Source organism: Mesorhizobium sp. M0898 (genome assembly GCF_040319695.1).
Classification (GTDB): Bacteria; Pseudomonadota; Alphaproteobacteria; order Rhizobiales; family Rhizobiaceae; genus Mesorhizobium.
The window spans coordinates 1-22,594 of the sequence record NZ_JAMYOE010000022.1; the positions used below are offsets into that span (position 1 = coordinate 1).

Annotated in this window: 22 protein-coding genes and 1 tRNA gene; 10 read left to right on the top strand and 13 right to left on the bottom strand. The window is 63.6% G+C overall.

Annotated features, from left to right (window positions below; genetic code table 11):
- Positions 1-136 precede the first annotated feature (136 nt).
- Together NKH90_RS21170 and leuD are read right to left on the bottom strand one after the other, a co-directional pair.
- Positions 137-1,066 (bottom strand): Ivy family c-type lysozyme inhibitor, encoded by a 930-nt coding sequence (locus NKH90_RS21170; protein ID WP_352748975.1) that lies wholly within the window; start codon positions 1,064-1,066, stop codon positions 137-139.
- Positions 1,067-1,127: 61 nt separating this feature from the next.
- Positions 1,128-1,733 (bottom strand): 3-isopropylmalate dehydratase small subunit, encoded by a 606-nt coding sequence (gene leuD, locus NKH90_RS21175; protein WP_352541962.1) that lies wholly within the window; start codon positions 1,731-1,733, stop codon positions 1,128-1,130.
- A 166-nt stretch (positions 1,734-1,899) separates the two neighbouring features.
- Here leuD and NKH90_RS21180 point away from each other — a divergent pair, with 166 nt between their 5' ends.
- The 4 genes from NKH90_RS21180 (at position 1,900) to NKH90_RS21195 (ending at position 3,706) form a co-directional block, all read left to right on the top strand.
- Positions 1,900-2,325, top strand: a complete 426-nt coding sequence (locus NKH90_RS21180) for a GNAT family N-acetyltransferase (protein ID WP_352820778.1) — start codon at positions 1,900-1,902, stop codon at positions 2,323-2,325.
- Between the two features lie 79 nt (positions 2,326-2,404).
- Positions 2,405-2,716: an ArsR/SmtB family transcription factor gene (locus NKH90_RS21185; RefSeq protein ID WP_352450226.1), complete on the top strand. Its 312-nt coding sequence runs from the start codon at positions 2,405-2,407 to the stop codon at positions 2,714-2,716.
- A complete protein-coding gene (locus NKH90_RS21190) occupies positions 2,716-3,162 on the top strand; it encodes an SRPBCC family protein (RefSeq protein ID WP_352820725.1) in 447 nt (148 codons plus the stop codon). The genes NKH90_RS21185 and NKH90_RS21190 overlap by 1 nt, the downstream gene beginning before the upstream one ends.
- 37 nt (positions 3,163-3,199) lie before the next feature.
- Positions 3,200-3,706 (top strand): SRPBCC family protein, encoded by a 507-nt coding sequence (locus tag NKH90_RS21195; protein WP_352820727.1) that lies wholly within the window; start codon positions 3,200-3,202, stop codon positions 3,704-3,706.
- Between the two features lie 18 nt (positions 3,707-3,724).
- On the opposite strand, the gene NKH90_RS21200 is transcribed toward NKH90_RS21195, so the two are convergent.
- From NKH90_RS21200 to NKH90_RS21215, 4 genes are read right to left on the bottom strand one after another with little or no spacing between them, the layout of a single operon-like run.
- Positions 3,725-4,891, bottom strand: a complete 1,167-nt coding sequence (locus NKH90_RS21200) for an NAD(P)/FAD-dependent oxidoreductase (protein ID WP_352770338.1) — start codon at positions 4,889-4,891, stop codon at positions 3,725-3,727.
- A gap of 30 nt (positions 4,892-4,921) precedes the next feature.
- Positions 4,922-6,508: an ATP-binding protein gene (locus NKH90_RS21205; RefSeq protein WP_352820728.1), complete on the bottom strand. Its 1,587-nt coding sequence runs from the start codon at positions 6,506-6,508 to the stop codon at positions 4,922-4,924.
- Positions 6,496-7,188: a response regulator transcription factor gene (locus NKH90_RS21210; protein WP_352594351.1), complete on the bottom strand. Its 693-nt coding sequence runs from the start codon at positions 7,186-7,188 to the stop codon at positions 6,496-6,498. Before NKH90_RS21210 ends, NKH90_RS21205 begins: the two co-directional genes overlap by 13 nt.
- A gap of 4 nt (positions 7,189-7,192) precedes the next feature.
- Complete coding sequence (locus NKH90_RS21215; protein ID WP_352820730.1) at positions 7,193-8,743, bottom strand: DUF4153 domain-containing protein; 1,551 nt, start codon at positions 8,741-8,743, stop codon at positions 7,193-7,195.
- 278 nt (positions 8,744-9,021) lie between these two features.
- Here NKH90_RS21215 and NKH90_RS21220 point away from each other — a divergent pair, with 278 nt between their 5' ends.
- Positions 9,022-9,903, top strand: coding sequence for an HpcH/HpaI aldolase/citrate lyase family protein (locus tag NKH90_RS21220; RefSeq protein WP_352820732.1), 882 nt, complete (start codon positions 9,022-9,024; stop codon positions 9,901-9,903).
- A 28-nt stretch (positions 9,904-9,931) separates the two neighbouring features.
- Positions 9,932-10,138, top strand: coding sequence for a DUF1737 domain-containing protein (locus NKH90_RS21225; RefSeq protein ID WP_352470863.1), 207 nt, complete (start codon positions 9,932-9,934; stop codon positions 10,136-10,138).
- 11 nt (positions 10,139-10,149) lie between these two features.
- Here NKH90_RS21225 and NKH90_RS21230 read toward each other — a convergent pair whose 3' ends face one another.
- Positions 10,150-10,575 (bottom strand): hypothetical protein, encoded by a 426-nt coding sequence (locus tag NKH90_RS21230; protein WP_352820733.1) that lies wholly within the window; start codon positions 10,573-10,575, stop codon positions 10,150-10,152.
- A 7-nt stretch (positions 10,576-10,582) separates the two neighbouring features.
- Positions 10,583-11,005 carry a metallopeptidase family protein gene (locus NKH90_RS21235; RefSeq protein ID WP_023680515.1) on the bottom strand — a complete coding sequence of 141 codons (423 nt, stop codon included), beginning with the start codon at positions 11,003-11,005 and terminating at the stop codon, positions 10,583-10,585.
- Between the two features lie 182 nt (positions 11,006-11,187).
- On the opposite strand from NKH90_RS21235, the gene NKH90_RS21240 reads away from it, so the two are divergent.
- Genes NKH90_RS21240 through NKH90_RS21250 form a run of 3 tightly spaced genes read left to right on the top strand, consistent with a single transcriptional unit; the run spans position 11,188 to position 16,986 of the window.
- Positions 11,188-12,270 (top strand): ImuA family protein, encoded by a 1,083-nt coding sequence (locus tag NKH90_RS21240; RefSeq protein WP_352820734.1) that lies wholly within the window; start codon positions 11,188-11,190, stop codon positions 12,268-12,270.
- A complete protein-coding gene (locus NKH90_RS21245) occupies positions 12,203-13,681 on the top strand; it encodes a DUF6504 family protein (protein ID WP_352458333.1) in 1,479 nt (492 codons plus the stop codon). Before NKH90_RS21240 ends, NKH90_RS21245 begins: the two co-directional genes overlap by 68 nt.
- Positions 13,678-16,986 carry an error-prone DNA polymerase gene (locus NKH90_RS21250; protein WP_352820736.1) on the top strand — a complete coding sequence of 1,103 codons (3,309 nt, stop codon included), beginning with the start codon at positions 13,678-13,680 and terminating at the stop codon, positions 16,984-16,986. The genes NKH90_RS21245 and NKH90_RS21250 overlap by 4 nt, the downstream gene beginning before the upstream one ends.
- 42 nt (positions 16,987-17,028) lie before the next feature.
- On the opposite strand, the gene NKH90_RS21255 is transcribed toward NKH90_RS21250, so the two are convergent.
- The 4 genes from NKH90_RS21255 to NKH90_RS21270 all read right to left on the bottom strand — a co-directional run bounded on the left by NKH90_RS21255 (position 17,029) and on the right by NKH90_RS21270 (position 19,883).
- Positions 17,029-17,268, bottom strand: coding sequence for a Trm112 family protein (locus NKH90_RS21255; RefSeq protein ID WP_023675986.1), 240 nt, complete (start codon positions 17,266-17,268; stop codon positions 17,029-17,031).
- A gap of 204 nt (positions 17,269-17,472) precedes the next feature.
- A complete protein-coding gene (locus NKH90_RS21260; protein ID WP_352470870.1) occupies positions 17,473-18,144 on the bottom strand; it encodes an LON peptidase substrate-binding domain-containing protein in 672 nt (223 codons plus the stop codon).
- Between the two features lie 163 nt (positions 18,145-18,307).
- Positions 18,308-19,300 carry a thioredoxin gene (trxA, locus tag NKH90_RS21265; RefSeq protein ID WP_352458335.1) on the bottom strand — a complete coding sequence of 331 codons (993 nt, stop codon included), beginning with the start codon at positions 19,298-19,300 and terminating at the stop codon, positions 18,308-18,310.
- 85 nt (positions 19,301-19,385) lie between these two features.
- Positions 19,386-19,883: a prolyl-tRNA synthetase associated domain-containing protein gene (locus tag NKH90_RS21270; protein ID WP_352684434.1), complete on the bottom strand. Its 498-nt coding sequence runs from the start codon at positions 19,881-19,883 to the stop codon at positions 19,386-19,388.
- Positions 19,884-20,113: 230 nt separating this feature from the next.
- Between NKH90_RS21270 and NKH90_RS21275 the strand changes: the two genes are divergently transcribed.
- Positions 20,114-20,188: transfer RNA gene (locus NKH90_RS21275), tRNA-Gly, on the top strand.
- A gap of 131 nt (positions 20,189-20,319) precedes the next feature.
- On the opposite strand, the gene NKH90_RS21280 is transcribed toward NKH90_RS21275, so the two are convergent.
- A complete protein-coding gene (locus NKH90_RS21280; RefSeq protein ID WP_352820739.1) occupies positions 20,320-22,545 on the bottom strand; it encodes a mechanosensitive ion channel family protein in 2,226 nt (741 codons plus the stop codon).
- Positions 22,546-22,594 lie beyond the last annotated feature (49 nt).

Below are 22,594 nucleotides of genomic sequence, written 5' to 3' on the forward strand. Positions count from 1 at the left end.
AAAGGCCGGACATATGGACGCAAGCGATCGAAAACGACGCAAAACAACCGTTGCAGGCAGGGCGCCGTCCACATATGGATCCTAGGGTCACCCGAGGATGACGAAAGCAGGGTAGTCGCCGCGCCGCGCAAAAAACCTAATTCGCCGACCCCAGCGCCTTGTCCAGCGCTTCCTTGACGTCGGCCGGCCATGTACTCACCGCTGGCCACGCGTCCGGCTCGGGCTTGTCGCCGCGGCGGGCGAAATAGAGCTTCCGGTTGACCGGGTCGACCGCCATGAAGCCGTCATTGCCGCCGCAATCATGCGGCACGCAGCCGCTCGCAAAAAAGGCGCCCGACGCGGTTTTTTCCGTGCCGCCGCCGACCAGCAGGCTGGTCGCCATGTCGGGCATGTCCTTGCCAAGCAGTGTCTCGGCTAGTTTGTAGACCGCTTCATTGTGGAAGGCGTCGATGATGTTGTCGTATTTCGACGGATCAACGTCCTTCCAGTCGGTGCCCAGCTCCGGCATGTAGGTCAGATTGCCGGACGTCGTCAGTCCGTCCGTCGGCGACCATTGCAGCGCCGGCTTGGAATCGCCCGGCAAAAGATAGGGCACGAAATAGATGGCGCTGTCGGAGATCGCGGCCGGCGGCGCGCCGCATTCATCCTGCTCGACCGTGGTCGTCTGGATCGTGCCGCCTTCCGGCTTCCACACGATCACCTTGGCCGGGCCGCATTGATTGCCGCCGTCGCCGACATCGACCAGCGCCACCTTGACGCCGCCGACCTCGACGATCTTGTCGAAGAAGACGTCGTAATTGCGCGCCAGTTCCTTGCCGTCGAAGGCGAGCACCCGTTCCCCGTACTCTTCCTCCTGAGTGATGGTCAGCTGGCCGCCCTCGAACGGGACCGGCGCCTGTTTGTCATTGTCGGCTAGGGCCGCATTGCTCACCGCGCCCTGGTCGGCGGCCCCGCCGGACGCATCGTCAGCCGGCACGAGCACCATGTCGGTCTGTGCATGCGCGCCTGCCACCGGCATCAGAATCCACGCCAGCGCGCAGGCTCCGGCAAGAAGCGAACGTGTCATGACTGTCCCCTCCGTTCAGCCGCCACGAACCCGGCCTGTCGCGGCCAGGTCATCCTACCGCTCAGGCCCAGGGGCGCTCAGCAGCGTTCTTCTTCTCGAACGAAGCGATGGCGCCGGCCTTCTCCATGGTCAGACCGATATCGTCGAGCCCGTTGAGCAGGCAGTGGCGCTTGAATTCGTCGAGGTCGAACTTGACCACGCCGCCGTCCGGCCCGCGGATTTCCTTGGCTTCGAGATCAACCGACAGCGTCGCGTTGGAACCGCGCGAGGCATCGTCCATCAGCTTCTCCAGGTCTTCCGGGCTGACGGTGATCGGCAGGATGCCGTTCTTGAAGCAGTTGTTGTAGAAAATGTCGGCGAACGAGGTCGAGATCACGCAGCGGATGCCGAAATCGAGCAGCGCCCACGGCGCATGTTCCCGGCTCGAGCCGCAGCCGAAATTGTCGCCGGCGACCAGGATCTGCGCCTTGCGGTAGGCCGGCTTGTTGAGCACGAAGTCCGGGTTTTCCGAACCGTCGTCCTTGTAACGCATTTCGGCGAACAGGCCGGTGCCGAGTCCGGTGCGCTTGATCGTCTTGAGATAATCCTTGGGGATGATCATGTCGGTGTCGACATTGACGATCGGCATCGGCGCGGCGACACCGGTGAGCTTGGTGAATTTTTCCATGGTTCTTGCCCGTCTTCTTCTCGTTGCGGGGAATTGCTGGCGCCCGGTTTACACAATGCCGCGGGCAAATAAAAGACGGCTGTTTTTGGACTTCCGTCGTCGATCGAAACACAAAATCGGTACAAACAGCTTCAAAACCACCGGCCCATGGTGCACTTTTGTCGACATGACAACGCGATCCACGATCCTTTACGCCAGCGAACCGGGCCTCGGCATCGCCGAGTTCCGCCGCGTTCTGGTGGAATCCGGCCTCGGCGAGACACGGCCCGCCGATGATCATGCCCGTTTGAAGGCGATGCTCACGAGTGCCGACCTGGTGCTCACCGCGCGCATCGATGCGCCGGGCAAGCCGCTGGTTGGTATCGCTCGCGGCATCACCGACTTTTCCTGGGTCTGCTATATCTCCGAGCTCGCTGTTTCTGCATCGGCGCAAGGGCTGGGTATCGGCAAGGGTCTGATGGATGAGGCACGCCGGCAACTCGGACCTTCCGTTGCCATCAGCCTGATCTCCATGCCCGACGCCGTCGGCTTCTATCAGCGTATCGGCATGGAGCGCATGCCCAACGCATTCTGGTTCGGCCGCAAGCGCTGAAATCCACTCCCAGCGACCTCAACCCGCGCATTCTGCCTCTTGACATGCAACCAAATGGTTGCATATTAGAGTCATGAGCATGGATGCCGTCTTTCGCGCCTTGGCCGACCCGACACGCCGGCGGTTGCTGGACAGCCTTCATGCCAGGAACGGGCAGACGCTGAACGCGCTGTGCGGTGAGATGGACATGACGCGCCAGGCGGTGACCAAGCATCTGGCGATCCTGGAAGAAGCAAACCTCGTCGCCACCATCCGCAAGGGACGCGAGAAGCAACATTATCTGAATCCCGTTCCCATCAACGAGATCGCCGAACGCTGGATCGGCAAATTCGAGCGGGGGCGACTGGGCGCCCTCGGCGATTTGAAGAAACGTCTCGAAAGGGAAGACTGATGAGCAACATTTTCGTTTATGTCACCTACATCCGCACCTCGCCCGAAAAACTCTGGCAAGCACTGACCGAGCCGGAGTTCCAGCGGCAATATTTCCTCGGCGCTCAGATGCTAAGCGACTGGAAACAAGGTTCGGCGTGGAAGATGGTTTACACCGACGGCCGCGTCACCGACAGCGGCGAGGTCCTCGAGATCGATCCACCCAAGCGCATCGTGCTCAAATGGCGCAACGAGTTCATGCCCGAGGTCAAGGCGGACGGCTACACACGCTGCACCTTCGCCATCGAGCAGGAGGGCGAGATGATGAAGCTCGCCATCACACACGAAGCCGATGGACCGCACAAGCTGCTTGGCCATGTGGCGAACGGTTGGCCGCTCATCCTGTCCAGCCTGAAGAGCCTGCTCGAAACCGGCAAAGGCCTGTCGCGCCCGGCGTCGAAAACTTGAGGTCGTTTCGATAGCGAAACCTTCTGGAGGACAGGTGATGCACGGTTCCGCGGTGCACAGCATGACCAATGGCGAGACCGTCATGGCGAGCGCCGATGTTCGCGCGCCGCCCGAGCGGATATTTGACGCGCTCGTTACACGCGAGGTCGAGCGCTGGTGGGGGTCCGCCAGGACCTACCGGATGACCGGATGGGCGGCCGACCTCCGCGTCGGCGGCCGCTGGAGCGTCACCGTCGAGACGGCGGCCGGCAGACACCTGCCCGCCAGCGGCGAATTCCTGGAGATCGAAGAGCCGCGCCGGATCGTGCAGACGCGGAGATACGACTGGGACCATCCGACGCTTGGCCGCCGCGAAACCGAAGTCGCCTGGCTGCTGGAGCCGATCGCCGGCGGCACACGCGTCACCATCTGCCATGGCGGCTTCGCCGGCCTCGCTGCTGCCGCAACGAAGCATGCCGAAGGCTGGGCCCGGGTGCTGGGCTGGCTTCAGGCGTATCTTGGTACGGGCGGCTTGGTGGCGGCTCAATCCACCAAGCAACGGTAGCATCCCTTCGCGCCAGCGTTAAATTACATTCAATTCCCGAAACGGCCGCCCGTCGGCGATCCGGCTGTACCCGAACGCCGAGCAATCCACCGTGCGATAGCCGCCATGTACTATCAGTTCGGCCAGCGCCTTGCCGACCGCCGGAGCCTGCTGCAAGCCGTGACCGGAAAACCCGTTGGCGAAGAGGAAATTGCCGACCTCCGGGTGCGGGCCGATCACCGCGTTCTGGTCGAGCGTATTGTAGTCGTAATGGCCGACCCAGGCGCGCGTCGGCTTGATCGCCTCGAAGGCCGGAATGCGGGTCGCCAGCACCGGCCAGATCACCTCTTCGAACAGCGGCCAGTCGGGGTCGAAGTCGGCGGGGTCGGCCGGTCCTTCGCCCTCTTCCGGCTCGGCGCCGCCGGTGATGTAGACCGAGCCCTCCGGCCGGACATAGATGCCGCTCGGGTCGACCAGCAGCGGCATGTCGTCATATTTTTCGCGCGCCTCGAAGACGAAGACATTGCGCTTGCGCGGCTCCACCGGCAGCGCCAGCCCGGCCATTGCTGCCACCTTGCCGGCATTCGGCCCGGCGGCGTTAACGACGGTGCCGGCCTCGAGCCGCTCGCCATTGTCGAGGGTCACACCGGCGACGCGCTTCCCCTGCCGCTCGATACCGGTCACCGACGCTGTGATGAAATCAATGTTCTTGCTTCGCAGTGCCTTGCGGAACAGCATCAGCATCGCATGCGCGTCGAACCAGCCTTCGCCGCTGCGGCCATAGGCGCCGGCGGAAATGCCCTCGACCGACAGCCACGGAAAGCGGCGGACGAGCGCCTCGGCATCCTCGAGCACGATGTCGGCGCCCTCGGCCATCTGCGCCTCGTGGTTGGCCCGCAGGATCGGCAGCCCGTTCTCGCCGGCAAGGATGAGGTAGCCGCCTTCGCGAAAGCCGATATCGGCGTCCGCGCCAAACTCTTCCCTGAGCCGCCGGAACAGTTTCAGCGTGAATTGCGACAGCCGGATGTTTTCCGGGATCGAGAACTGCTGGCGGATTGAGGCGCAGGACAGCGTGGTCGCGGCGCGGGAAAATTGCGGGTCGCGCTCGACAAGCGCGATCGAGCCCGAAAACCCTTCCTTGCGCAGGTAATAGGCAACCGACGAGCCGACGATGGCTCCGCCGATGATGACGATGTCGTAATGCACCTTTTCGCCCTTCCGGTCTGAATCGCCGAGTCACGCCGCCGGCAGGATGATCTCGAAGCGCGTGCCGCTCGCCGAGTCAACCAGCCGGATCGTGCCATCATGCGCTTTCAGGAGGGCCAGCACGATGCCGAGGCCCATGCCGGTGCCGCCGGAATCGCGGCGCGTGGTGAAGAACGGCTCGAAGATGCGGCCTCGGTTGCTGGGCGAAATGCCGGCGCCGTCGTCAGCGACCACGATGGTGGCCTTGCCGTCCGCGCTTGCGGCCGTGATCGAAACCAGCGTTGCGCCGTGCCGCGCCGAATTGTCGATGAGATTGGCCAGCACGATCGCCGCGTTTTCGGCCGATATGCGCAGACTGATCTGGGCGCCCGCCTCGAGGCGCAGCGCCAGCCTGTCGTCGGCCGGCAGCAGCGCCAGTGCAGCAGTGAGCGACGTGTTTTCGCCGCTCGGTTCGAGATTTTCGGCGCGCGCCAGGTCGAGCAGGCGGCGCACCAGAAGGTTGAGCCGGCCGGCATCGGTGACGATATTGTCCGAAAAACGCCGCCGCTCGGCCTCGTCCATCGCGCTGCCCGAATCGCGCAGCAGTTCGGCGGCCCCCTGGATCGCCGTCAGCGGCGATTTGAGCTCGTGCGAGACGTGGGTGGCAAAGGTCTGGATGCCGTCGGAGCGTGCGTGCAGCTTTTCGGCCATGTCGAGGAAAGCAGCAGAGAGTTCACCCATTTCGCGCGTGCCGTGGTGATCGAGCGGCCTGATCGCCGCGCGGTCGCCGGCGGCGATGCGTTTCGTGCGTTCCATCAGCGCATAGATCGGACGGCTGACGGCGCGCAGGAAGACCAGCCCGATCAGCAGCGCGCCGCCGAGGATGGCGATTGCCGCCAGCGCCACCTTGCCGCGCTCGCCATAGAGATGCTTGACGATGTTGTTCGGCGTCCGCGACAGATAGACGACGCCGGCGACCTTGCCGGAGACCGCAACCGGCATGGCGACGAAGACGCGAACCTTGGTGCCGCGGCTGACCGAATAGAGCGGCGGCGACGGCTGGTCGGGAACCCGCAGCCTGAGCGCGCTGGCGTAGCGGCCGGCAAGCGCTGCGCGAACCTCGTCGACAGCCGCGAGCGACAGGCCGGCCTCCTCACGGCCGGCGATGACCACGCCTCTGGGATCGAGCAGCCGGAAGCCGGCGAGCGTGGTCTTCTGCGTCTCGGCAAGAATGTCCGACAGGCGTGCGCCGATTGCAGCGAAGGCGGGATCGGCGCTGGCCGCGGTGGCCGCGGGCCGGGTCGGCAGGATCCTGTCGGACGCAAGATCGAGGCGCGGTTCGATCGGCTGGTAGGGAGAAGCCCGATCGCTGGTGTTGGGTGAAGGCACGGGTGCGCCGAGCTTTTCCGGGGCAAGGCCGGCCTCACGGACCTCTTGCGCATAGATCGCGCCAAGGGCGGCGCCTTGGGCGATCAGCTCGGCCTCGGTCTGCCTGATCAGCTGGTTCTCGTAGAGCCGGAAGAAAAACAGGCCGGCCAGCGGCAGCGCCATCACCATGATCAGGATGGCGATGACGACCGTGGCGAGGCGAGGCCGCCATTTGCTGCCAATCAGTTCTTGGGCGCTCACGCGCCGCATCCGCCCAGCCGAAAACCGACGCCGTGCACGGTCTCGATCGCATCGACGCAGCCGACGGCCGCCAGCTTGGCGCGGATATTGCGGATGTGGCTGTCGACGGTGCGGTCTGCGACATGGATATTGGCCGCATAGGCGTTGGCCATCACCATGTCGCGGCCAAGCACATGCGCCGGCCGCGCCAAAAAGCCTTTCAGGATCGCGAATTCGATCGACGTCAGCGCCAGCGGCTTGCCGTCGAAGCTGGCTGTATGGCTTGCCGGAACCAGCAACAGTCTGCCATGCGAGAATTGCCGGTCGTCGGCTGGTTCCGGCGTGGGCCGAGCGCGGCGCAGAATGACGTTGACGCGGGCGACCAGCTCGCGCGGGCTGAACGGCTTGGTGACATAATCATCGCCGCCCATCTCCAGCCCGAGCACGCGGTCGATCTCTTCATCCCGCGCGGACAGGAACAGCACCGGCAGGTCGGATGTGTGGCGCAGCCGCCGGCACACTTCCAGCCCGTCCATTTCCGGCATGCCGATGTCGAGCACGACGAGATCGGGCGCATGGCGCTCTATCGCCTGCAAGGCAGCCGCGCCGTCCGGCACCGCCAGCGTTTTCATGCCGGCCTTTTCCAGCGCGAAGCAGATGATTTCGCGAATGTGCGGGTCGTCGTCGGCGACCAGTATGTGGTGCGGCATCAAATCAGCGGCCCGGCATGAAGGGTTCGGACATCGGAGGAACCACGAACGGGCCACGCCTGTCGAGGGCGCGGTTGAGCCGCCAGTCACGAAAGCTCCAGCCCCGCCAGTTCTCCTGGCCGGCGCGGAAGCGTGCTTCGTCCTGTGCATACCAGCCGGCGAGTTCGCGGATGGAGGCATCCTCCGCGGAAACCGTCCTGCTCTGGTGCTGGACGAAGCGATCGAGCGCCGGCAAGGCGCCGGGCCCGAGCGAGCGCAAGTACCAGACGTCGAGCTGGGTGCCTTGGCCGGTCATTTCGAAGCAATGGTCGACATTGTAGTTGGCGATCAGCGCGGCAAAGTTGATGAACGAGCAAGCATAGAGCGTCGCCGATAGCGTCAGAAGATTGGCGGCAAGCAGCCATTCGTTGGACTTTTCGCGCGCGATGCGGGCCATGATCAGGACAAGGCCCGCCGCCACCAGCCCCATCCAGACGAACGCAGCGACACGCCAATAGGTCAGCGCATAGATACCGATATAGAGATCGAGCCGCAGGATCGACGAGATCACCAGGAGGATGTTCTGCGCCACCCAGGCATAAACCAGCCGGCGGATGAGCGGATCGCCGGAGGTCGCGCTTCCCGGCCGCAGCGCCGCCAGCACGAAGCCGGCGGCCAGCAGCGCCGTGACGATCAGCGGATAGGCGCCGCGATGCGCGTAGGCGGCATAGGTCAGCCCGTCGGGAAGCGCGATGCCGCCCCACAGATAGGTGGCGTCGAGTGCGCTCTGCACCGCGAACAGGATGTTGAAGACGACGAGCGCGCGGAGGATAGCGGCCTTGCCGAAGACGATGTCTTCGATCGTGGGACTTATGGCTGGCCTCGTCGGTGTGCTGGCAGGCGTTCCCAACCGGGGAATATGCCGGAGAAGCCGCGGCAGGCGCGGCCGCAGAAAGGCCCATACGCCGGCGAGCGCGAATAGCCAGAAGGCAAGACGCGGCAACTGCATGAGGTTGAGCAGGGCGAAGAGATCAATCAGCGAAAACCAGTATTCGATGACCGGATTGGCGGCGCCGAACAGCGCGAGGAACACTGCGCCGAGGCCCAGCGGCATGACCCAGACGGCGATCGCCGCAAGGCGCACGCGCCGCCGGCCAAGCCGCCGCGCCGCCATGCGCCAGCGGAAGAAATCAAGAACGAGCCGAAATGGCGTTGCAACCAGGAACAGCGAGAGTTGGCCGGCAATACGGGCAAGGCCGCGCCGCAACCGTCCGGCCAGTGAAAGCGCGAAGATGGCCAGCCCCGCCAGCGCGATCGAGACGGACAGTGCGCTGACATTTTCCACAAGCGGCAGCAGCGCCATGAGCAGCGCAACCGGCTTGAACCAGAATTTGCCATCGTTGAAGGAGCCGAGAGGATGGAGAGCCATGCTCGCCGCGGCAATCGCAACGCCGAACAGGAAAAGCGTGATGCCCGCCGGTTGGCCATAGAAGAAAAAATCGGCCAGCGCGACGAGCAGGACGGCAACGCCGAAGCGGTTGCAATAGCTCGGCGCCGCCGGGAGGAATACTATCATGATCGGGCTTTCTCGGCGGCTTTGATGCGGCCGGTGGACGGGGATTTCCGGACGAAAGGAAGGAGGTTTACCGAAGTCCGGGGCGGATCGACGAGCCACCAGCTTTCGCGGCGAAGCCGGTACGGCAGGGACCAACGGGAGTTCGTTTGCTCTTGCATGCCGCCCTTGTCGCATCCGGTCGGGTGGCAAGCGGGGCGGAGACGAGGAGATTTTCCGAAATTGCGTGCAGTTTTTATGCACGGCTTGCCTCGGCCGGCTGCAGACGGCATAGATCGGAGATGACCACCGAAAGCTACCGCCCGCGCCGCTCGGTGCTTTACATCCCGGCTTCGAACGACAAGGCGCTGGCCAAGATCCAATCGCTGGCCTGCGATACCGTCGTCATCGATCTCGAGGACGCCGTCGCCCCGGCCGACAAGCCTTCCGCGCGCGAAAAGCTGGTGGCGATTTTCGCCGGCCATTCCAACCGGCGCTGCGAGATGGTCGTGCGCATCAATGCGCTGTCGAGCGAGTGGGGCGGCGCCGACCTGCTGGCCGCGGCAAAATGCTCGCCCGACGCCATCCTGCTGCCCAAGGTCGACACGCCGCGCGACATTCTCGAGGCCGGCGACGTGCTCGACGACAATTTTATCGCCGACGAAGTCAAGCTATGGGCGATGATCGAGACGCCCAGGGCGCTGCTCAATATCGGGCCGATCGCTGAGCTCGGCCGCGACCCGGCCTCTCGCCTAGTTTGTTTCGTTGCCGGAACGAACGACCTGGTCAAGGACACCGGCATTCTCGCCACGGCCGATCGGCGCTATCTCGTTCCATGGCTGATGCAGATGGTGCTCGCCGCGCGCGCCGGCGGCCTCGACCTGCTCGATGGCGTCTTCAATGCTTTTCGCGATATGGACGGGTTTGCGCGCGAGTGCACGGAAGCGGCCGCCATGGGTTTTGATGGCAAGTCGCTGATCCATCCGGCTCAGATCGAAGCCGCGAACCACGCCTTTGCACCGTCGCCCGAAGCAATAGCCGAGGCGCGCGCGGTCAAGGATGCCTTCGCGCTCGCCCAAAATACCGGTAGGGCGGTAGTTGCGCTGAACGGCAAGATGGTCGAGCGGCTGCATCTGGCGCAGGCCGAAAAACTGCTGGCGAAGGCCGCCGCTGTTCGCGCATGACTAACGCAACTGACGACAGGATTGAAGAATGAAACTCTACCGTTTTCTGTCCGGTCCGGACGATTCCAGCTTCTGCCACAAGGTGACGGCGGCGTTGAACAAGGGCTGGCACCTGTTCGGCTCGCCGACCTATGCCTATGACCAGGAAGCCAAGACCATGCGCTGCGGCCAGGCCGTGGTGAAGGACATCGAGGGCCAGGAATACGGCCCCGACACCAAGCTCAGCGATTGGTAAGGTGCTACCGGCTACGGCAGCCTTTCCCAGACGGCTCTGATTTCGTTGAGCCGCGCGTCTGCGAGCCCGTCGATGTCATCGCAGCTGAAATAGAGTATCGATAGTGCTGCAAGGAGACCGGGATAACCGGAGACGTAACCCATCTTTGTAAGTATCTCGGGAACCGGCAGGCGCTTGCGTTCGATCAAGGAGATCGCGCATTCTGCAGTCAGAGATGCCACCGGGTGGTCGACTTCGGATAGCCAAAAGTCGACCAGAGCTAGGAGAATGGCGGGCTCGACGGCAGCACTTGCGGGCAGGTGGCAAAGCTCGCTAAGTGCTAAGAATGCGGCATTCGGCGAAATCCTCACTGCGGATTCGATCAGTACCCGGCTCACTGAAATGTCGTGATATGGCCAATTGCAATCGATCAGATCGGCAAATTCTGCTTCTGTCATCTGAGTGCTATTCAGCCGCTTCCTCGATCTTCTCCATATCGTCGTCCGACAGGCCGAAATGGTGGCCGATCTCGTGGATCAGCACATGGGTGACGATGTCGCCCAGCGTTTCCTCGTTCTCGGCCCAGTAGTCGAGGATGGCGCGACGATAGAGGGTGATGCGGTTCGGCCCCTCGCCGGTCTGCGGATTCCAGCGCTCGGCGATGCCGCGCCCCTCGAACAGGCCGAGCAGGTCGAAGGGCGTTTCCAGCGAAAGGTCGTCCATGATCTCGTCGGTCGGGAATTCGGCGATCTGAATGACGATCTCGCCGGTCAACTTGCGAAAGTCCTCCGGCAGATGGGCATAGGCCTCCAGCGCCAGGAGCTCGATTTCCTCCATCGTTGGCGAAAGCTGGTCGTGCCAGATGCGTGTTTGGTAGATGCGAGCCATGCTTTGTCCTTTGATCCCGGCATATAGGCTTTCAGGCCGGACTCGGCAAATGGTCGGGCTGGAGTGCCCGTGCCATGCCCCCACTACAGGAATAAATTCCCCATGACTCCGCTTGACTCTTCGGGCGACCTCTGGAATCCTAGAGAACATAACAGGAACAAGTGTGAGTGGAGCTGACCGTCATGGCGACAAGCGCCGTGGCGCGGGAGACTGTTTTTGCCCTGCGCCGCCAGATCGCGAAGATCGAAGGGACCTTGCCCGAGCGCCTGGAGGCGCCGGCCAGTTCGTCGTTTGACGCGGATGTCCCTCGTCAGAGTCTGACACCCTCTCGGCATCCGACACCCGCTCGGAATCTGACCATTGTCCGGCGCGGCCTTGCCGTGGCGCCGCCCGATGCGTTTTTGCGCACCGGCGCCGAGCGCCTCGATGCCGCGCTGAGCGGCGGCCTGCCGAAGGCGGCGGTGAGCGAGTTTCATGGCGCCGCGACCCGCGATGCCGGGGCCGTTGCCGGTTTTGCCTTGTCGCTCGTCAGCCTGATCCTCAGCCAGGGGCCGCAATTGCCGGTGCTGTGGATCGGCACATCCGAGGTTTTCCGCGAGGCCGGCTTTCCCTATGCCAGGGGGCTTCACGCCTTCTTCGGCATCGAGCCGGAGCAATTGCTGTTTTCCGAGGCGCCAAGGCTGCTCGATGCGCTGTGGATCGCCGAGGAGGCTGCCCGGATGACGGCGCTGGCCGCCGTCATCCTCGAAATCCGCGGCAGCCCGCAGCGGCTTGACCTCACCGCGACGCGGCGGCTGCACGCCCGCGCGCAGAGTGCGGGCCGGCCGCTGTTCCTGCTGCGCCAGGCCGGCGAGCCCGAACCGACGGCAGCGCCCGTCCGCCTCATCCTGTCGGCGGCACCGGCGGCAACGCGTAAGACGCTTGCCGGGCCGCTCGCCGACTCGATCGGCCGGCCCGCCTTCACCGTCGCCATCGGCAAGAGCCGCACGGCCTTGCCCGGAAAATTCACACTGGAGTGGAACCCCGATGAACGCATATTCGAAGAAAGACGGGGCGAGCAAGGAAGGTCTCAGGAATGGGCCCCAGAACGGCCAAAGAATCCTATCCTTGTGGTTTCCGCATCTCGCCGCCGAGAGGATCCTGCGGCAGCGTCTGGGGCGGTCCTGGCGTTCCCGGCCGTCGGATCACCTGCCGCTGGTGATCAGCCATCGCCAAGGGAACACCCAGCGCATCGCCGCCCTCGACGAACGGGCCGAGGCGCTTAATCTGAAGCGCGGCATGGGCATAGCCGACGCACGCGCCATGCATCCCTCGATCGACATCGTGGAGGCCGATCCGGAGGCCGACCGGCGCCTGCTCGAAGGCCTCGCCGACTGGTGCGACCGCTACACCCCGCTGGTGGCGCTTGACGGGACCGACGGCCTCTATCTCGACGTCACCGGCTGCACCCATCTTTTCGGCGGCGAACGCTCGATGCTGGATGATATCCTGTCGCGTTTTTTCCATCAGGGCTTCGATGTCCGCGCCGGGCTTGCCGCCACGCCTGGTGCTGCCTGGGCGGCGGCGCGGTTTGCTGGCGACCGCATCGTGCCCGATGGTGGGGAGGAAGCGCTTCTCGCGCCCTTGCCGCTGGCGGCGCTGCGCATCGACCCGGAGGTACGCGCCAGCCTCGAAAGCGTCGGCCTGCGCACGGCGGGCGCCGTCATGGCGGCACCGCGCGCGCCGCTGGCCCGCCGCTTCGGCGCATCGCTGCTCTTGCGCCTCGACCAGGCGCTTGGCCGCCTCGAGGAGGCCGTGTCGCCGCGCCTGCCGGTGGCACCGCTTTCGGTCGAGCGTCACCTTGCCGAGCCGATCATGCTGACCGAGGACATCGAGCGGCTGACCGGCATGCTGGCGACCACCTTGAAGAGCGACCTCGAGCGTCGCGGCGAGGGCGCAAGGCGGCTGGCGCTGCTGCTTTTCCGCGTCGATGGCGGCGTCAGCCGCATCGCCGTCGGCACCTCGCGGCCTCTGCGCGAGCCGCGGCTGATCCAGAAATTGTTCCACGAAAGGCTTGCCGCGCTCGAACAGGATATCGACGCCGGCTATGGCTTCGATCTCGTGCGCCTTTCGGTGCTGACCGCCGCCGCCTTCGACATGCAGCAGGCCGACCTTGCCGGCGAGACGAGCGACGACGGTGCCGATATCGCGCTTTTTGCCGACCGCATTCGCGCCCGGCTCGGCGAAGGCGCGGTCTTGAAGCCGGTCGCCGTCGAGAGCCATTTGCCGGAGCGCGCCGTCGCCACCCTTCCCTTCACGGAGGCGCCGCAGAGAAGCTCGCCGCCGAAGCAGCCGGACAAGGCGAAGGACGCTCCCACGACCGTCTTCCAGCCGGAACGGCCGATCCGGCTTTTCCGTTCGCCCGAGCCGATCGAGGTGCCGGCCACCGAAATGCCGGAAGGCCCGCCTTTGAACTTCCGCTGGCGGCGCGCGCTCTATCGGGTCGCGCGCGCCGAAGGGCCGGAGCGCATCGCGCCGGAATGGTGGCGAGGGGCGGCGGGACGAGAAGATGCCCCGACCCGGGATTATTTCCGCATCGAGGATGCCGACGGCCGCCGTTACTGGCTCTATCGCCAGGGGCTTTACGGCGCCTCGCAGCCCTCGCCGCGCTGGTTCATGCATGGGATCTTCGCATGAATGCGCTGACGGCCAACCCCTATGCCGAATTCGGCATCCAGTCGAACTTCTCGTTTCTGCGCGGTGCCTCGAAACCGGAGGAGCTGGTGGTCGCGGCAAAATTCCTGGGGTTTTCGGGGATCGGTCTCGCCGACCGCAACACGGTGGCGGGCGTGGTGCGCGCCTGGCAGCAGGCCAAGGTGGAGGGTGTTTCCTATCATCCCGGCTGCCGCCTGGTTTTTTGCGACGGCACGCCGGACATCCTCGCCTACCCGCAGGATCGCAAGGGTTGGGGTCATCTCTGCCGCATGCTGACGCAGGCCAATCTGCGTGACGAGAACGAAAAAGGGGCGACGCTCCTCAAACAGAGCGATCTTCTCGAATGGGGCGATCTCCTGTCGCTCGCCATACTGCCAGATGTGTCGGCGGACGCGGAAACCAGCCTCGCACTCCTTAGCCGGCTCAGGGATCGTTTCGGTGAAAACCTGCGGCTTGCGGTTTCGCCGGATTACCGCGGCAACGACCGCTTCCGTATCGAGCAGGCGGCGGCGATGGCGGATCTGGCCGGCATCCCGTTGATGGCGACCAACGATGTTCTCTACCATACGTCGGAACGGCGCCCGCTGCAGGACGTGCTGACGGCGATCCGCCTCAATGTGCCCGTCGCCGAGGTGGGGCTGGAGCTGGCGGCCAATGCCGAGCGTCACTTAAAGCCGCCGCTGGAGATGGCACGGCTTTTCCGCAGGCATCCGCAAGCGCTGGCGGAAACGCTGCGTTTTGCCGGCGAGCTGACCTTCTCGCTCAGTGACCTGCAATACAACTATCCCGACGAGCCGACGGAATCGGGTCTTGGGCCGCAGGCCGAACTGGAAAGGCTGGCCAAGGAGGGAGCCGCCATCCGCTACCCCTCGGGCGTGCCCGCTTTTGTGACGCAGCGCATCGAGGAGGAGCTCGCTCTGATCGAGCGTCTGAACTACGCGCGCTATTTCCTGACTGTCCACGACATCGTCAAATTCGCCCGCAGCCAGAACATTCTCTGCCAGGGGCGCGGCTCTGCCGCCAACTCGATCGTCTGCTTCTGCATTGGCATCACCGAAGTCGGCCCGGACAAGATCGAAACGCTTTTCGAGCGCTTCATTTCCGAGGAAAGAAACGAGCCGCCCGACATCGACGTCGATTTCGAGCATGAAAAGCGCGAGGAGGTCATCCAGTACATCTATTCCAAATACAGCACCAAGCGCACCGCGCTGGCCGCCGCCGTCGTCAGCTACCGGGGCCGCTCGGCGATGCGGGAAGTGGCCAAGGCGATGGGCCTGTCGGACGACGTCCGGGGCGCGCTGTCCAGTTCGATCTGGGGCTGGTCGACCTCGGAGCTCGGCGAAAAGGAGACAAAGGCCGGCGGCCTCGATCGGACCGATCCATCGACAAGGCATGTGATAGAATGCGCCAACGAGATCATGGGCTTTCCCCGTCATTTGTCGCAGCATGTCGGCGGTTTTGTCATCACCCGGGACCGGCTCGACGAGATCGTGCCCATCGTCAAGACGGCGATGGACGAGCGCAAGATGGTCGAGTGGGACAAGGACGATCTCGACGCGGTGAAAATCCTTAAAGTGGACGTGCTGGCGCTCGGCATGCTGACCTGCCTGCAGCGCGCCTTCACCCTGCTCCAGGATCATTATCCGCAGGCGCGGGACGCGTACGGCCTGCCCTATGTGCTGGCCACTCTGCCTGCCGAGGACAGGCATGTCTACGACATGATCTGCCGTGCCGACACGATCGGCGTCTTCCAGATCGAATCGCGCGCGCAAATGTCGATGCTGCCGCGGCTGCGGCCGAAAAGCTTTTACGACCTCGTCATCGAGGTGGCGATCGTGCGGCCCGGCCCGATCCAAGGCGACATGGTCCACCCTTATCTGCGCCGCCGGCAAGGCAAGGAAAAACCCGAATATCCCAAGCCGGAACTGGAAAAAATACTCGGCAGGACGCTGGGCGTGCCGCTGTTCCAGGAGCAGGCGATGAAGATCGCCATCGTTGCTGGCGGCTTCAGGCCGGGCGAGGCCGATGAACTGCGCCGCGCCATGGCGACATTCAAGCGCACCGGCACGATCGGCAATTACCGCAAGAGAATGGTCGACGGCATGGTCGCCAAGGGCTACGAAAAAGACTTCGCCGAGCGCTGCTTCAAGCAGATCGAGGGTTTTGGCGAATACGGCTTTCCCGAGAGCCACGCCGCCTCCTTCGCCCTGCTGGTCTATGCCTCCTGCTGGTTCAAGACCTTCTATCCCGACGTGTTCTGCGCCGCGATCCTGAATTCCCAGCCGATGGGGTTTTACCAGCCGGCCCAGCTTGTCCGCGACGCGCATGACCACGGCGTCGAGATCCGCGAGGTCGACGTCAATTTTTCCGGCTGGGATTGCGCCTTGGAGAAATCGCCTTTCGATCCAGATCGTATCCTTGACCGCCATGCCCAGATGCGCGGCGTCATCCGGACCAGCCATGCCGTCCGGCTCGGCTTTCGCCAGGTCAAGGGCCTGTCGAAGGAGCGCATGGAAGCGTTTGTGTCGAGGCGCGGCGCCGGCTATGCATCCATACGCGACGTCTGGCTGCGCTCGGGCCTCAACGTCGACGAGATCGAAAAACTGGCGCAGGCCGACGCTTTCCGGTCGCTTGGATTGAACCGTCGCGACGCTCTATGGGCGGTCCGCGCGCTCGACGGCAAGAGTGCCGCCGAAAAGCTGCCGCTGTTCGACCAGCCGGCGATCCGCTTGCGCGATCTGGAGCCTGCAACCAGGCTCCCGACAATGCCGCTCGGCGAGCACGTCGTCCACGACTACCGCTCGCTTGGCCTGTCGCTGAAGGCGCACCCGGTCGCCTTCCTGCGTCAAAGGCTGGATCGTTCCGGCGTCACGCCCAATGTGCGGCTCGGCCAGGTGCGGGACGGCCGGCGCGTTTCGGTCGCCGGCCTCGTGCTGGTGCGGCAGCGGCCGGGCAATGGCAAGGCGATTTTCCTGACGCTGGAAGACGAGAATGCGGTCGCCAACATCATTTTCTGGGAAAGGACTTTTGACCGCTTCCGCCCCATCGTCATGGGCGCGCGTCTCATCCGCGTCACCGGCAAGCTGCAATCGGAATCGGACGTCATCCATATCGTCGCCGAGAAGGTCGAGGATCTGACGCCGTGGCTGTCGGTGCTGCTTGAGCAGGCAAGGCCGGCGGACAGACTGTCGAGCAGTGCAGACGAGGCTCAGCCCGGCAGCATCGCGCAAACGGAACTATTGGGAAAGGCAGAGAAGGTCATGCCCAAAGGGCGCAATTTTCAATAGAGGCGCGAAAGATCGCGACGGAGCGGCTCTGAACCGCAGCACTCAGGGCGTTCCACCCAGGCGCGGCGGCGGTGGCATGGCATCATCTATGGTGATGACACGCGCTTCCGATGGCAGCATGATCGGAATGCCGTCCCGCACCGGATAGGCAAGCTTTGCCACCCGCGAGATAAGCTCGCCGCGCTCCGGATCCCAGGCAAGCGGCCCCTTGGTCAGCGGGCAGGCCAAGAGTTCCAGCAGCTTGGGGTCGACAGTCCTGTTCCCGTCACGTCCATCCGCCATTTGGTTTGTCCTTCCACAGGGCAATCGGGTTAAGGTTTCGAGCGCGAACTTACTTCTCCCCTTGTGGGAGAAGGTGGCCGGCCGAAGCTCGGTCGGATGAGGGGTGTTCCAGCTTGGCACCGACGACACTCCGTCCAGCACCCCTCAACCGTCTTGGCGCTGCGCGCCAATCCACCTTCTCCCACAAGGGGAGAAGGCAAGAACCTACTGCAAACTCGAACCGAAATCCTCATTGTCGCGCGCCAGCGCCATTTCGGTGATGGCGATCAGGGTCTCGGCGCGTGTCTTCAGATCGGCCGCTTCGAGCAGCGCCTGTTTCTCGGCCGGCCCGTAGGGCGCCATCATCGACAGTGCGTTGACCAGCATGGCGTTTTCGGCGCGGCTGACGCTTTCCCAGTCGGCCTCCAGATCGTTAGCCTGCAGATAGGCGCGAAACGCTTTGAGCAGCGCCGGCCGGTCGATCTCGGCGTCTGCCTGCTCCTCGTCGAGATCGGCGAGAAAGGGTGCCAACCGGCACTGCCGGAACGGTGTTTTGACCGTGAGCTCCTGGACAATACGGAACCGGCACACGCCCTGCAGCGAAATCAGGTAACGGCCGTCGCCGCTCTCGGACAGCGCAATGATGCGCCCGGCGCAGCCGACATTGCAGAGCTCCGGCTCGCCGTCGGGACGCAGCGCACCGTTAAGGCTGGGCTGGATCATGCCGATCAGCCGCGGCCCGGCGATCGCCTCGTCGACCATCTGCAGATAGCGCGGCTCGAAGATGTTGAGCGGCATGCGGCCTCCCGGCAGCAGCAATGCGCCCTCAAGCGGAAAGATCGGCATGGTCGACGGTAAGTCCGCAGCGAGCCGGTAATGCGCGTTTCCCGCCTGCACCTCAATCCTCCGATCGCTTTGTCAGGAAGCGCACCAAATCCGTCTCCTCCCGGCCGGCACAAGGCGCAACACCGGAAACCTGAAATCGAACGCCGTCCGAAAACCTAATCTGGCGCAGCCGCGGCCCACCGCAAGCCCGCGCGACAAAACAGTCTGCGCCGGCTCAGGAAAACAGCAGCGACGACAGTTTGCGCCGTGCCGACAGCGTTGCTTCGTCGGTCATGCCCCATGCCTCGAAGAGCTGCAGCAACTGGGTTCTGGCGCCGTCGTCGTTCCACGAGCGATCGGCCTTGATGATCGCCAGCAGATTGTCGGCCGCCGCCATGCGATCACCCTTGGCGTTCTGGATCATGGCAAGCTCGAACCGTGCCTGGTGATCCCCGGGATTTTCGGCCAGCCGCCGTTCCAGTTCCGCCGGATTGCCGAGCACTGCTGCTTGCGCGGCGAGCGCCATCTTGGCCCGCAGCGCGGCGAGTTGGGGCGCATCCTTCTTTGCTTCCGGCGCCCGCGCCAGCACCGCCTCGGCACCTTCGGCATCGCCGGCCTCGAACAGCAGATCGCCCAAGCCAGCGATCGCCTCGATCGTCTCCGGCGCCTGTTCCAGGATGGCATCGTAAATGTCGGCCGCCGTCTGCACGTCCCCGGCGTCGCGCGCTTCGGCGGCCGCGGCCAGCGCCTCGGCAACTTGCGGCGCACCGCCGTTCTTGCCGCCGACCTTCTGGATGAATTGCGTGATCTGACTCTCGGGAATGGCGCCCATGAAGCCGTCGACCGGCTGGCCGTCCTTGAAGGCAATGACCGCCGGTATCGACTGGATGCCAAGCTGGCCGGCGATCGATGGATGGTCGTCGATATTCATCTTGACCAGCTTGACCTTGCCACCGGCGGCTTTCACCGCCTTCTCCAGCAGCGGCGTCAATTGCTTGCAAGGGCCGCACCACGGCGCCCAGAAATCGACCAGCACCGGCTGGTGACGCGATTCCTGGATCACGTCGGCGGCAAATCCAGCGGTCGTTGTGTCCTTGATGACGTCGGCCGGCGCCTCCGCAAGCGCGACCTTCTCACGCGCGGCATCGGTGCCGCCATATTGCACGGTGGTGGCATACCGGCCGCCATTGCTGCCAAATGGGCCGCCAAAGGGGTTGCTATCACTCATCTCGTCGCCTTTCGGTCGCGCCGCCGGCCAAGGGACGGGCGCAACATCCTTCTTTAGAACCCGGTTTCAGTCACCCATGTGGCGATCATGCCGAGACTTTCAAGATAACAGCATCATGTCCGGTTGCCTCGACGAATTTGACCAGGTCCGCGGCAGCGATGGAAGTCGTCGCTTCGTTGGTCAGCGGGTGGGCATTGACCAACGCATGGCTCATCAGCTCCTCGTCCAACACGACCTTGATCCTTCGCTCGGTGTCGTTGATCAGCCCGAACACCGTGACCGCGCCCGGGACGACGCCGAGAAGCTCCATCAGCATCTCCGGCCGGCCGAAGGACACGCGCCCGGCAGCGCCGATCAGATGGTGTATATGCTTGAGATCGACCATCGCCTCCTCGCCGACGCTGACCAGGAAGAAATTGTCCTTCTTGTCCTTGAGGAACAGGTTCTTGGTATGGCCGCCGGCAATCTCGCCGCGCAGCGCCTGCGAATCGGCGACCGTGAACAGCGGCGGATGCCGCCGCGTCGATACCTCGATCCCGAGTCCGGCGAGAAAGGCGAAAAGTTCGGCTTCGGTCTTCGGCATGGGTCTTTCTTCTGATGGCCCGCTTTCAACGGCTTGTTCGGCTAACGCCGTTTACGGCCAATGATGCGGCCAAGACAAGCCCGTCGCGCAACGCGGGGGCGATTGCCTTGCGACGTCTCGCAGGAGGCTTGTCCGCATTGCCGACGAAGCAAAAAGCCTGCGAATTCCCTGTTGCAATCGCCGCGCTCTTCAGCCATATAGGCGCGGCTTGCGGCCCAAAAGCCGCGCGAGCGGGTGTAGCTCAGGGGTAGAGCACAACCTTGCCAAGGTTGGGGTCGAGCGTTCGAATCGCTTCACCCGCTCCAGTTTCCTTGAGGGGAATCAAGCGATTAAGAGGCGCCTTTCGGGGCGCCTTTTGCTTACGTGGCGAAAAGAGTGTCCCTGCCATGGCGATGCGCGGAAAGCCGCGCTGTGACCAGCAGGTGTCGCAGCTTTTCTATTCCGTTGTGCTAGCTTTTTTTCTGCGCCGAATAGTGTGCGACTGCGCGACGGCCATTTTCAACTCGGGCGTGATCTCCAACGGAGCATTCTCTGCCCCATGTTGGTTCTGTAGCCCCTGGACCTGGACGGTCGGAAATGGGAGTTCGATGCCCTGCTCCTTGAAGACCTGGCGGAGGCGTACATAGAATTTGCGTTTCATACCGAAGGCGCCTCCCGGCTTGGTTGTGGCCTTGACCCTCAATACGATGCCGTATTCGCCGAACTCCTGTACGCCCTGCATCTTGATCGGGTCGAGCACCCAGTGTTTGAACTCGGGATCTTCCGCCAGTTCGAGGCCGATCCGCTTGATCAGCTTGCGAGCGAAGTCGATATCGGTGTCATAACCAACGGTGATGTTGAATTTGTCGATAACCCAGTCACGGCTCTGGTTCTGGACTGCCCCGAGTTCACCGAAAGGTATCGTGAACAGCGGACCACGATGGTGGCGCAGCTTCACCGAGCGCAGCGAAAAGCTTTCCACAGTACCCTTGTAGTTGCCCGATGAAATGTATTCGCCAACGCGAAACGCATCGTCGAGCAGAAAAAACACGCCTGAAATGACGTCCTTGACGATGGTTTGTGCCCCAAAGCCCACGGCGACGCCGACGACGCCAGCGCCGGCGATCAATGGGCCGATCTGGATACCCAGCGAGGCGAGCATCATAAGCACCGCCATCACGATGATCGATGCGAGCAGAATATTCTGGAGGATCGGCAAGAGCGTATGCAGCCGCGCCTGCTGCGGATCGAGGATCGGGACGTCCTCGTCGCTGATCACAGGGTGCGGTGTTTCGATGCCCAGCTTTCGTTCGATCAAAGCTTTGATGATCGACCAGCCGAAGTCGGCGGCGAGGGCAATGACCACGACATTGATCAAGCCGCGCAATATGAACGTCGTCGTCGTATCGCTGCCCCGCATGGATTGCATGTCCAGACCCCAGACACGTGCGAGAAGGTAAGCCGCCGCCAGGATGAAAATCATTCGGATCCCGCGATCGATGACAGCGATCGTCACCGCCGGGATCGTGGGCCGGCCGACATCTTCCGAACCTGGCCGCAGAACGAAATTGACCCCGCGCTGCGTCACCACGATTGCCAAAGGCAGGAAGAATGCGGCGAAGGTGAACCAGAAGTATGTATAAAGACCGGCGATACGCTGCAGGAACAGGACGACGAAATAAGCAGCCAATAGCCATGTCGCTTCCGTGTGACCGATGTGGCGCGCACCGTCTCGCTGCGTTCTTGGCCGACGCCAAATGGCGAGCAGCAGGAGCAGCAGCAGCACGAAATCGGCGACCAGTGACAGGACCATCATTCCGTCCTGATCGATGCCGAGACCTGGCAAGAGGATAAACGCGGCGCCGAAGAAGGCGAAGACGCCGACGATCCGGGGTAGCCAATAGGACCAATGGTCAGCCGCTTCGTTGGTGATCGGCAAAGCACGAACCTCGACGGCGTTCTCGACGTTCATGAAGGAAGGGACGAGCGTGGCCATGACGTACATGCGCACACCCCATGTAACGACTGCCGCCATCAGAAATGTCAGTACAATCTCGCGGATAAGCATCGGCCAGTCGAACAACATGAACGCGCCGGCGCTGCCCAGTGCGAAAGAGACTATCAGCATGCTGGAATAAAGCAGGCGGCCACCAATCTTCTTGGCTCGCCCAACGGGCGTATCCTTCGGTTGCGCGATAATCCAAAGACGAAATGGACGGGTGAGCTTGAACGTTGCCCAAGTGAGTGCCAGGCCGGCAGCGATGAACATTGCAATCAGCACAAATACGCCGGCGGGCCCCCTGCTGGACATATCCTCCATCGTCTCTGCCCGAACGCGCGCGAACTGGCCTGGCAGCAAGGGCAAAGTTCGCACGATTCTTTCGATATGATGCCTGATCCCATCGAGCGTCGAGGATGCCATCGTATTCATCTGGCCTGGTGCGGCCACGGCGCCGGACGATGCGTCAGTCGGCGAAGCCCCTCTCTCGGCGGGCGCTCCCGTTGACCCGGCGTCCTGATTTCGCTGTTCGGCCACCCACGCCTTCACTGACGGATCGTCGAGAAGCTCGAACAATTGTTTGACCCTTTCAGGCGGGACGGTCGCCGGCGCCTGCGCTTGCGCCTGACCAGCCAACAAAAGGGCGATCCCAAAGACGAGCGGCCTGGCAATCAGGGCAAACATCGCAGTCAGGTCTCCGAGACGCCGTGCCGGGCGCGCCAGGTTCCTGGCT

What these genes read in the sequence shown, in the direction of transcription:
- NKH90_RS21255 (WP_023675986.1), bottom strand. Translation starts at nt 17,268, where the DNA reads ATGGCGGATGGACGTGACGGGAACAGGACTGTCGACCCCAAGCTGCTG.
- NKH90_RS21240 (WP_352820734.1), top strand. Translation starts at nt 11,188, where the DNA reads ATGGCGACAAGCGCCGTGGCGCGGGAGACTGTTTTTGCCCTGCGCCGC.
- NKH90_RS21215 (WP_352820730.1), bottom strand. Translation starts at nt 8,743, where the DNA reads ATGATAGTATTCCTCCCGGCGGCGCCGAGCTATTGCAACCGCTTCGGC.
- NKH90_RS21220 (WP_352820732.1), top strand. Translation starts at nt 9,022, where the DNA reads ATGACCACCGAAAGCTACCGCCCGCGCCGCTCGGTGCTTTACATCCCG.
- NKH90_RS21250 (WP_352820736.1), top strand. Translation starts at nt 13,678, where the DNA reads ATGAATGCGCTGACGGCCAACCCCTATGCCGAATTCGGCATCCAGTCG.
- NKH90_RS21230 (WP_352820733.1), bottom strand. Translation starts at nt 10,575, where the DNA reads ATGACAGAAGCAGAATTTGCCGATCTGATCGATTGCAATTGGCCATAT.
- NKH90_RS21235 (WP_023680515.1), bottom strand. Translation starts at nt 11,005, where the DNA reads ATGGCTCGCATCTACCAAACACGCATCTGGCACGACCAGCTTTCGCCA.
- NKH90_RS21205 (WP_352820728.1), bottom strand. Translation starts at nt 6,508, where the DNA reads ATGCGGCGCGTGAGCGCCCAAGAACTGATTGGCAGCAAATGGCGGCCT.
- NKH90_RS21270 (WP_352684434.1), bottom strand. Translation starts at nt 19,883, where the DNA reads ATGCCGAAGACCGAAGCCGAACTTTTCGCCTTTCTCGCCGGACTCGGG.
- trxA (WP_352458335.1), bottom strand. Translation starts at nt 19,300, where the DNA reads ATGAGTGATAGCAACCCCTTTGGCGGCCCATTTGGCAGCAATGGCGGC.
- NKH90_RS21210 (WP_352594351.1), bottom strand. Translation starts at nt 7,188, where the DNA reads ATGCCGCACCACATACTGGTCGCCGACGACGACCCGCACATTCGCGAA.
- NKH90_RS21280 (WP_352820739.1), bottom strand. Translation starts at nt 22,545, where the DNA reads ATGTTTGCCCTGATTGCCAGGCCGCTCGTCTTTGGGATCGCCCTTTTG.
- NKH90_RS21185 (WP_352450226.1), top strand. Translation starts at nt 2,405, where the DNA reads ATGGATGCCGTCTTTCGCGCCTTGGCCGACCCGACACGCCGGCGGTTG.
- NKH90_RS21195 (WP_352820727.1), top strand. Translation starts at nt 3,200, where the DNA reads ATGCACGGTTCCGCGGTGCACAGCATGACCAATGGCGAGACCGTCATG.
- NKH90_RS21225 (WP_352470863.1), top strand. Translation starts at nt 9,932, where the DNA reads ATGAAACTCTACCGTTTTCTGTCCGGTCCGGACGATTCCAGCTTCTGC.
- NKH90_RS21180 (WP_352820778.1), top strand. Translation starts at nt 1,900, where the DNA reads ATGACAACGCGATCCACGATCCTTTACGCCAGCGAACCGGGCCTCGGC.
- leuD (WP_352541962.1), bottom strand. Translation starts at nt 1,733, where the DNA reads ATGGAAAAATTCACCAAGCTCACCGGTGTCGCCGCGCCGATGCCGATC.
- NKH90_RS21170 (WP_352748975.1), bottom strand. Translation starts at nt 1,066, where the DNA reads ATGACACGTTCGCTTCTTGCCGGAGCCTGCGCGCTGGCGTGGATTCTG.
- NKH90_RS21190 (WP_352820725.1), top strand. Translation starts at nt 2,716, where the DNA reads ATGAGCAACATTTTCGTTTATGTCACCTACATCCGCACCTCGCCCGAA.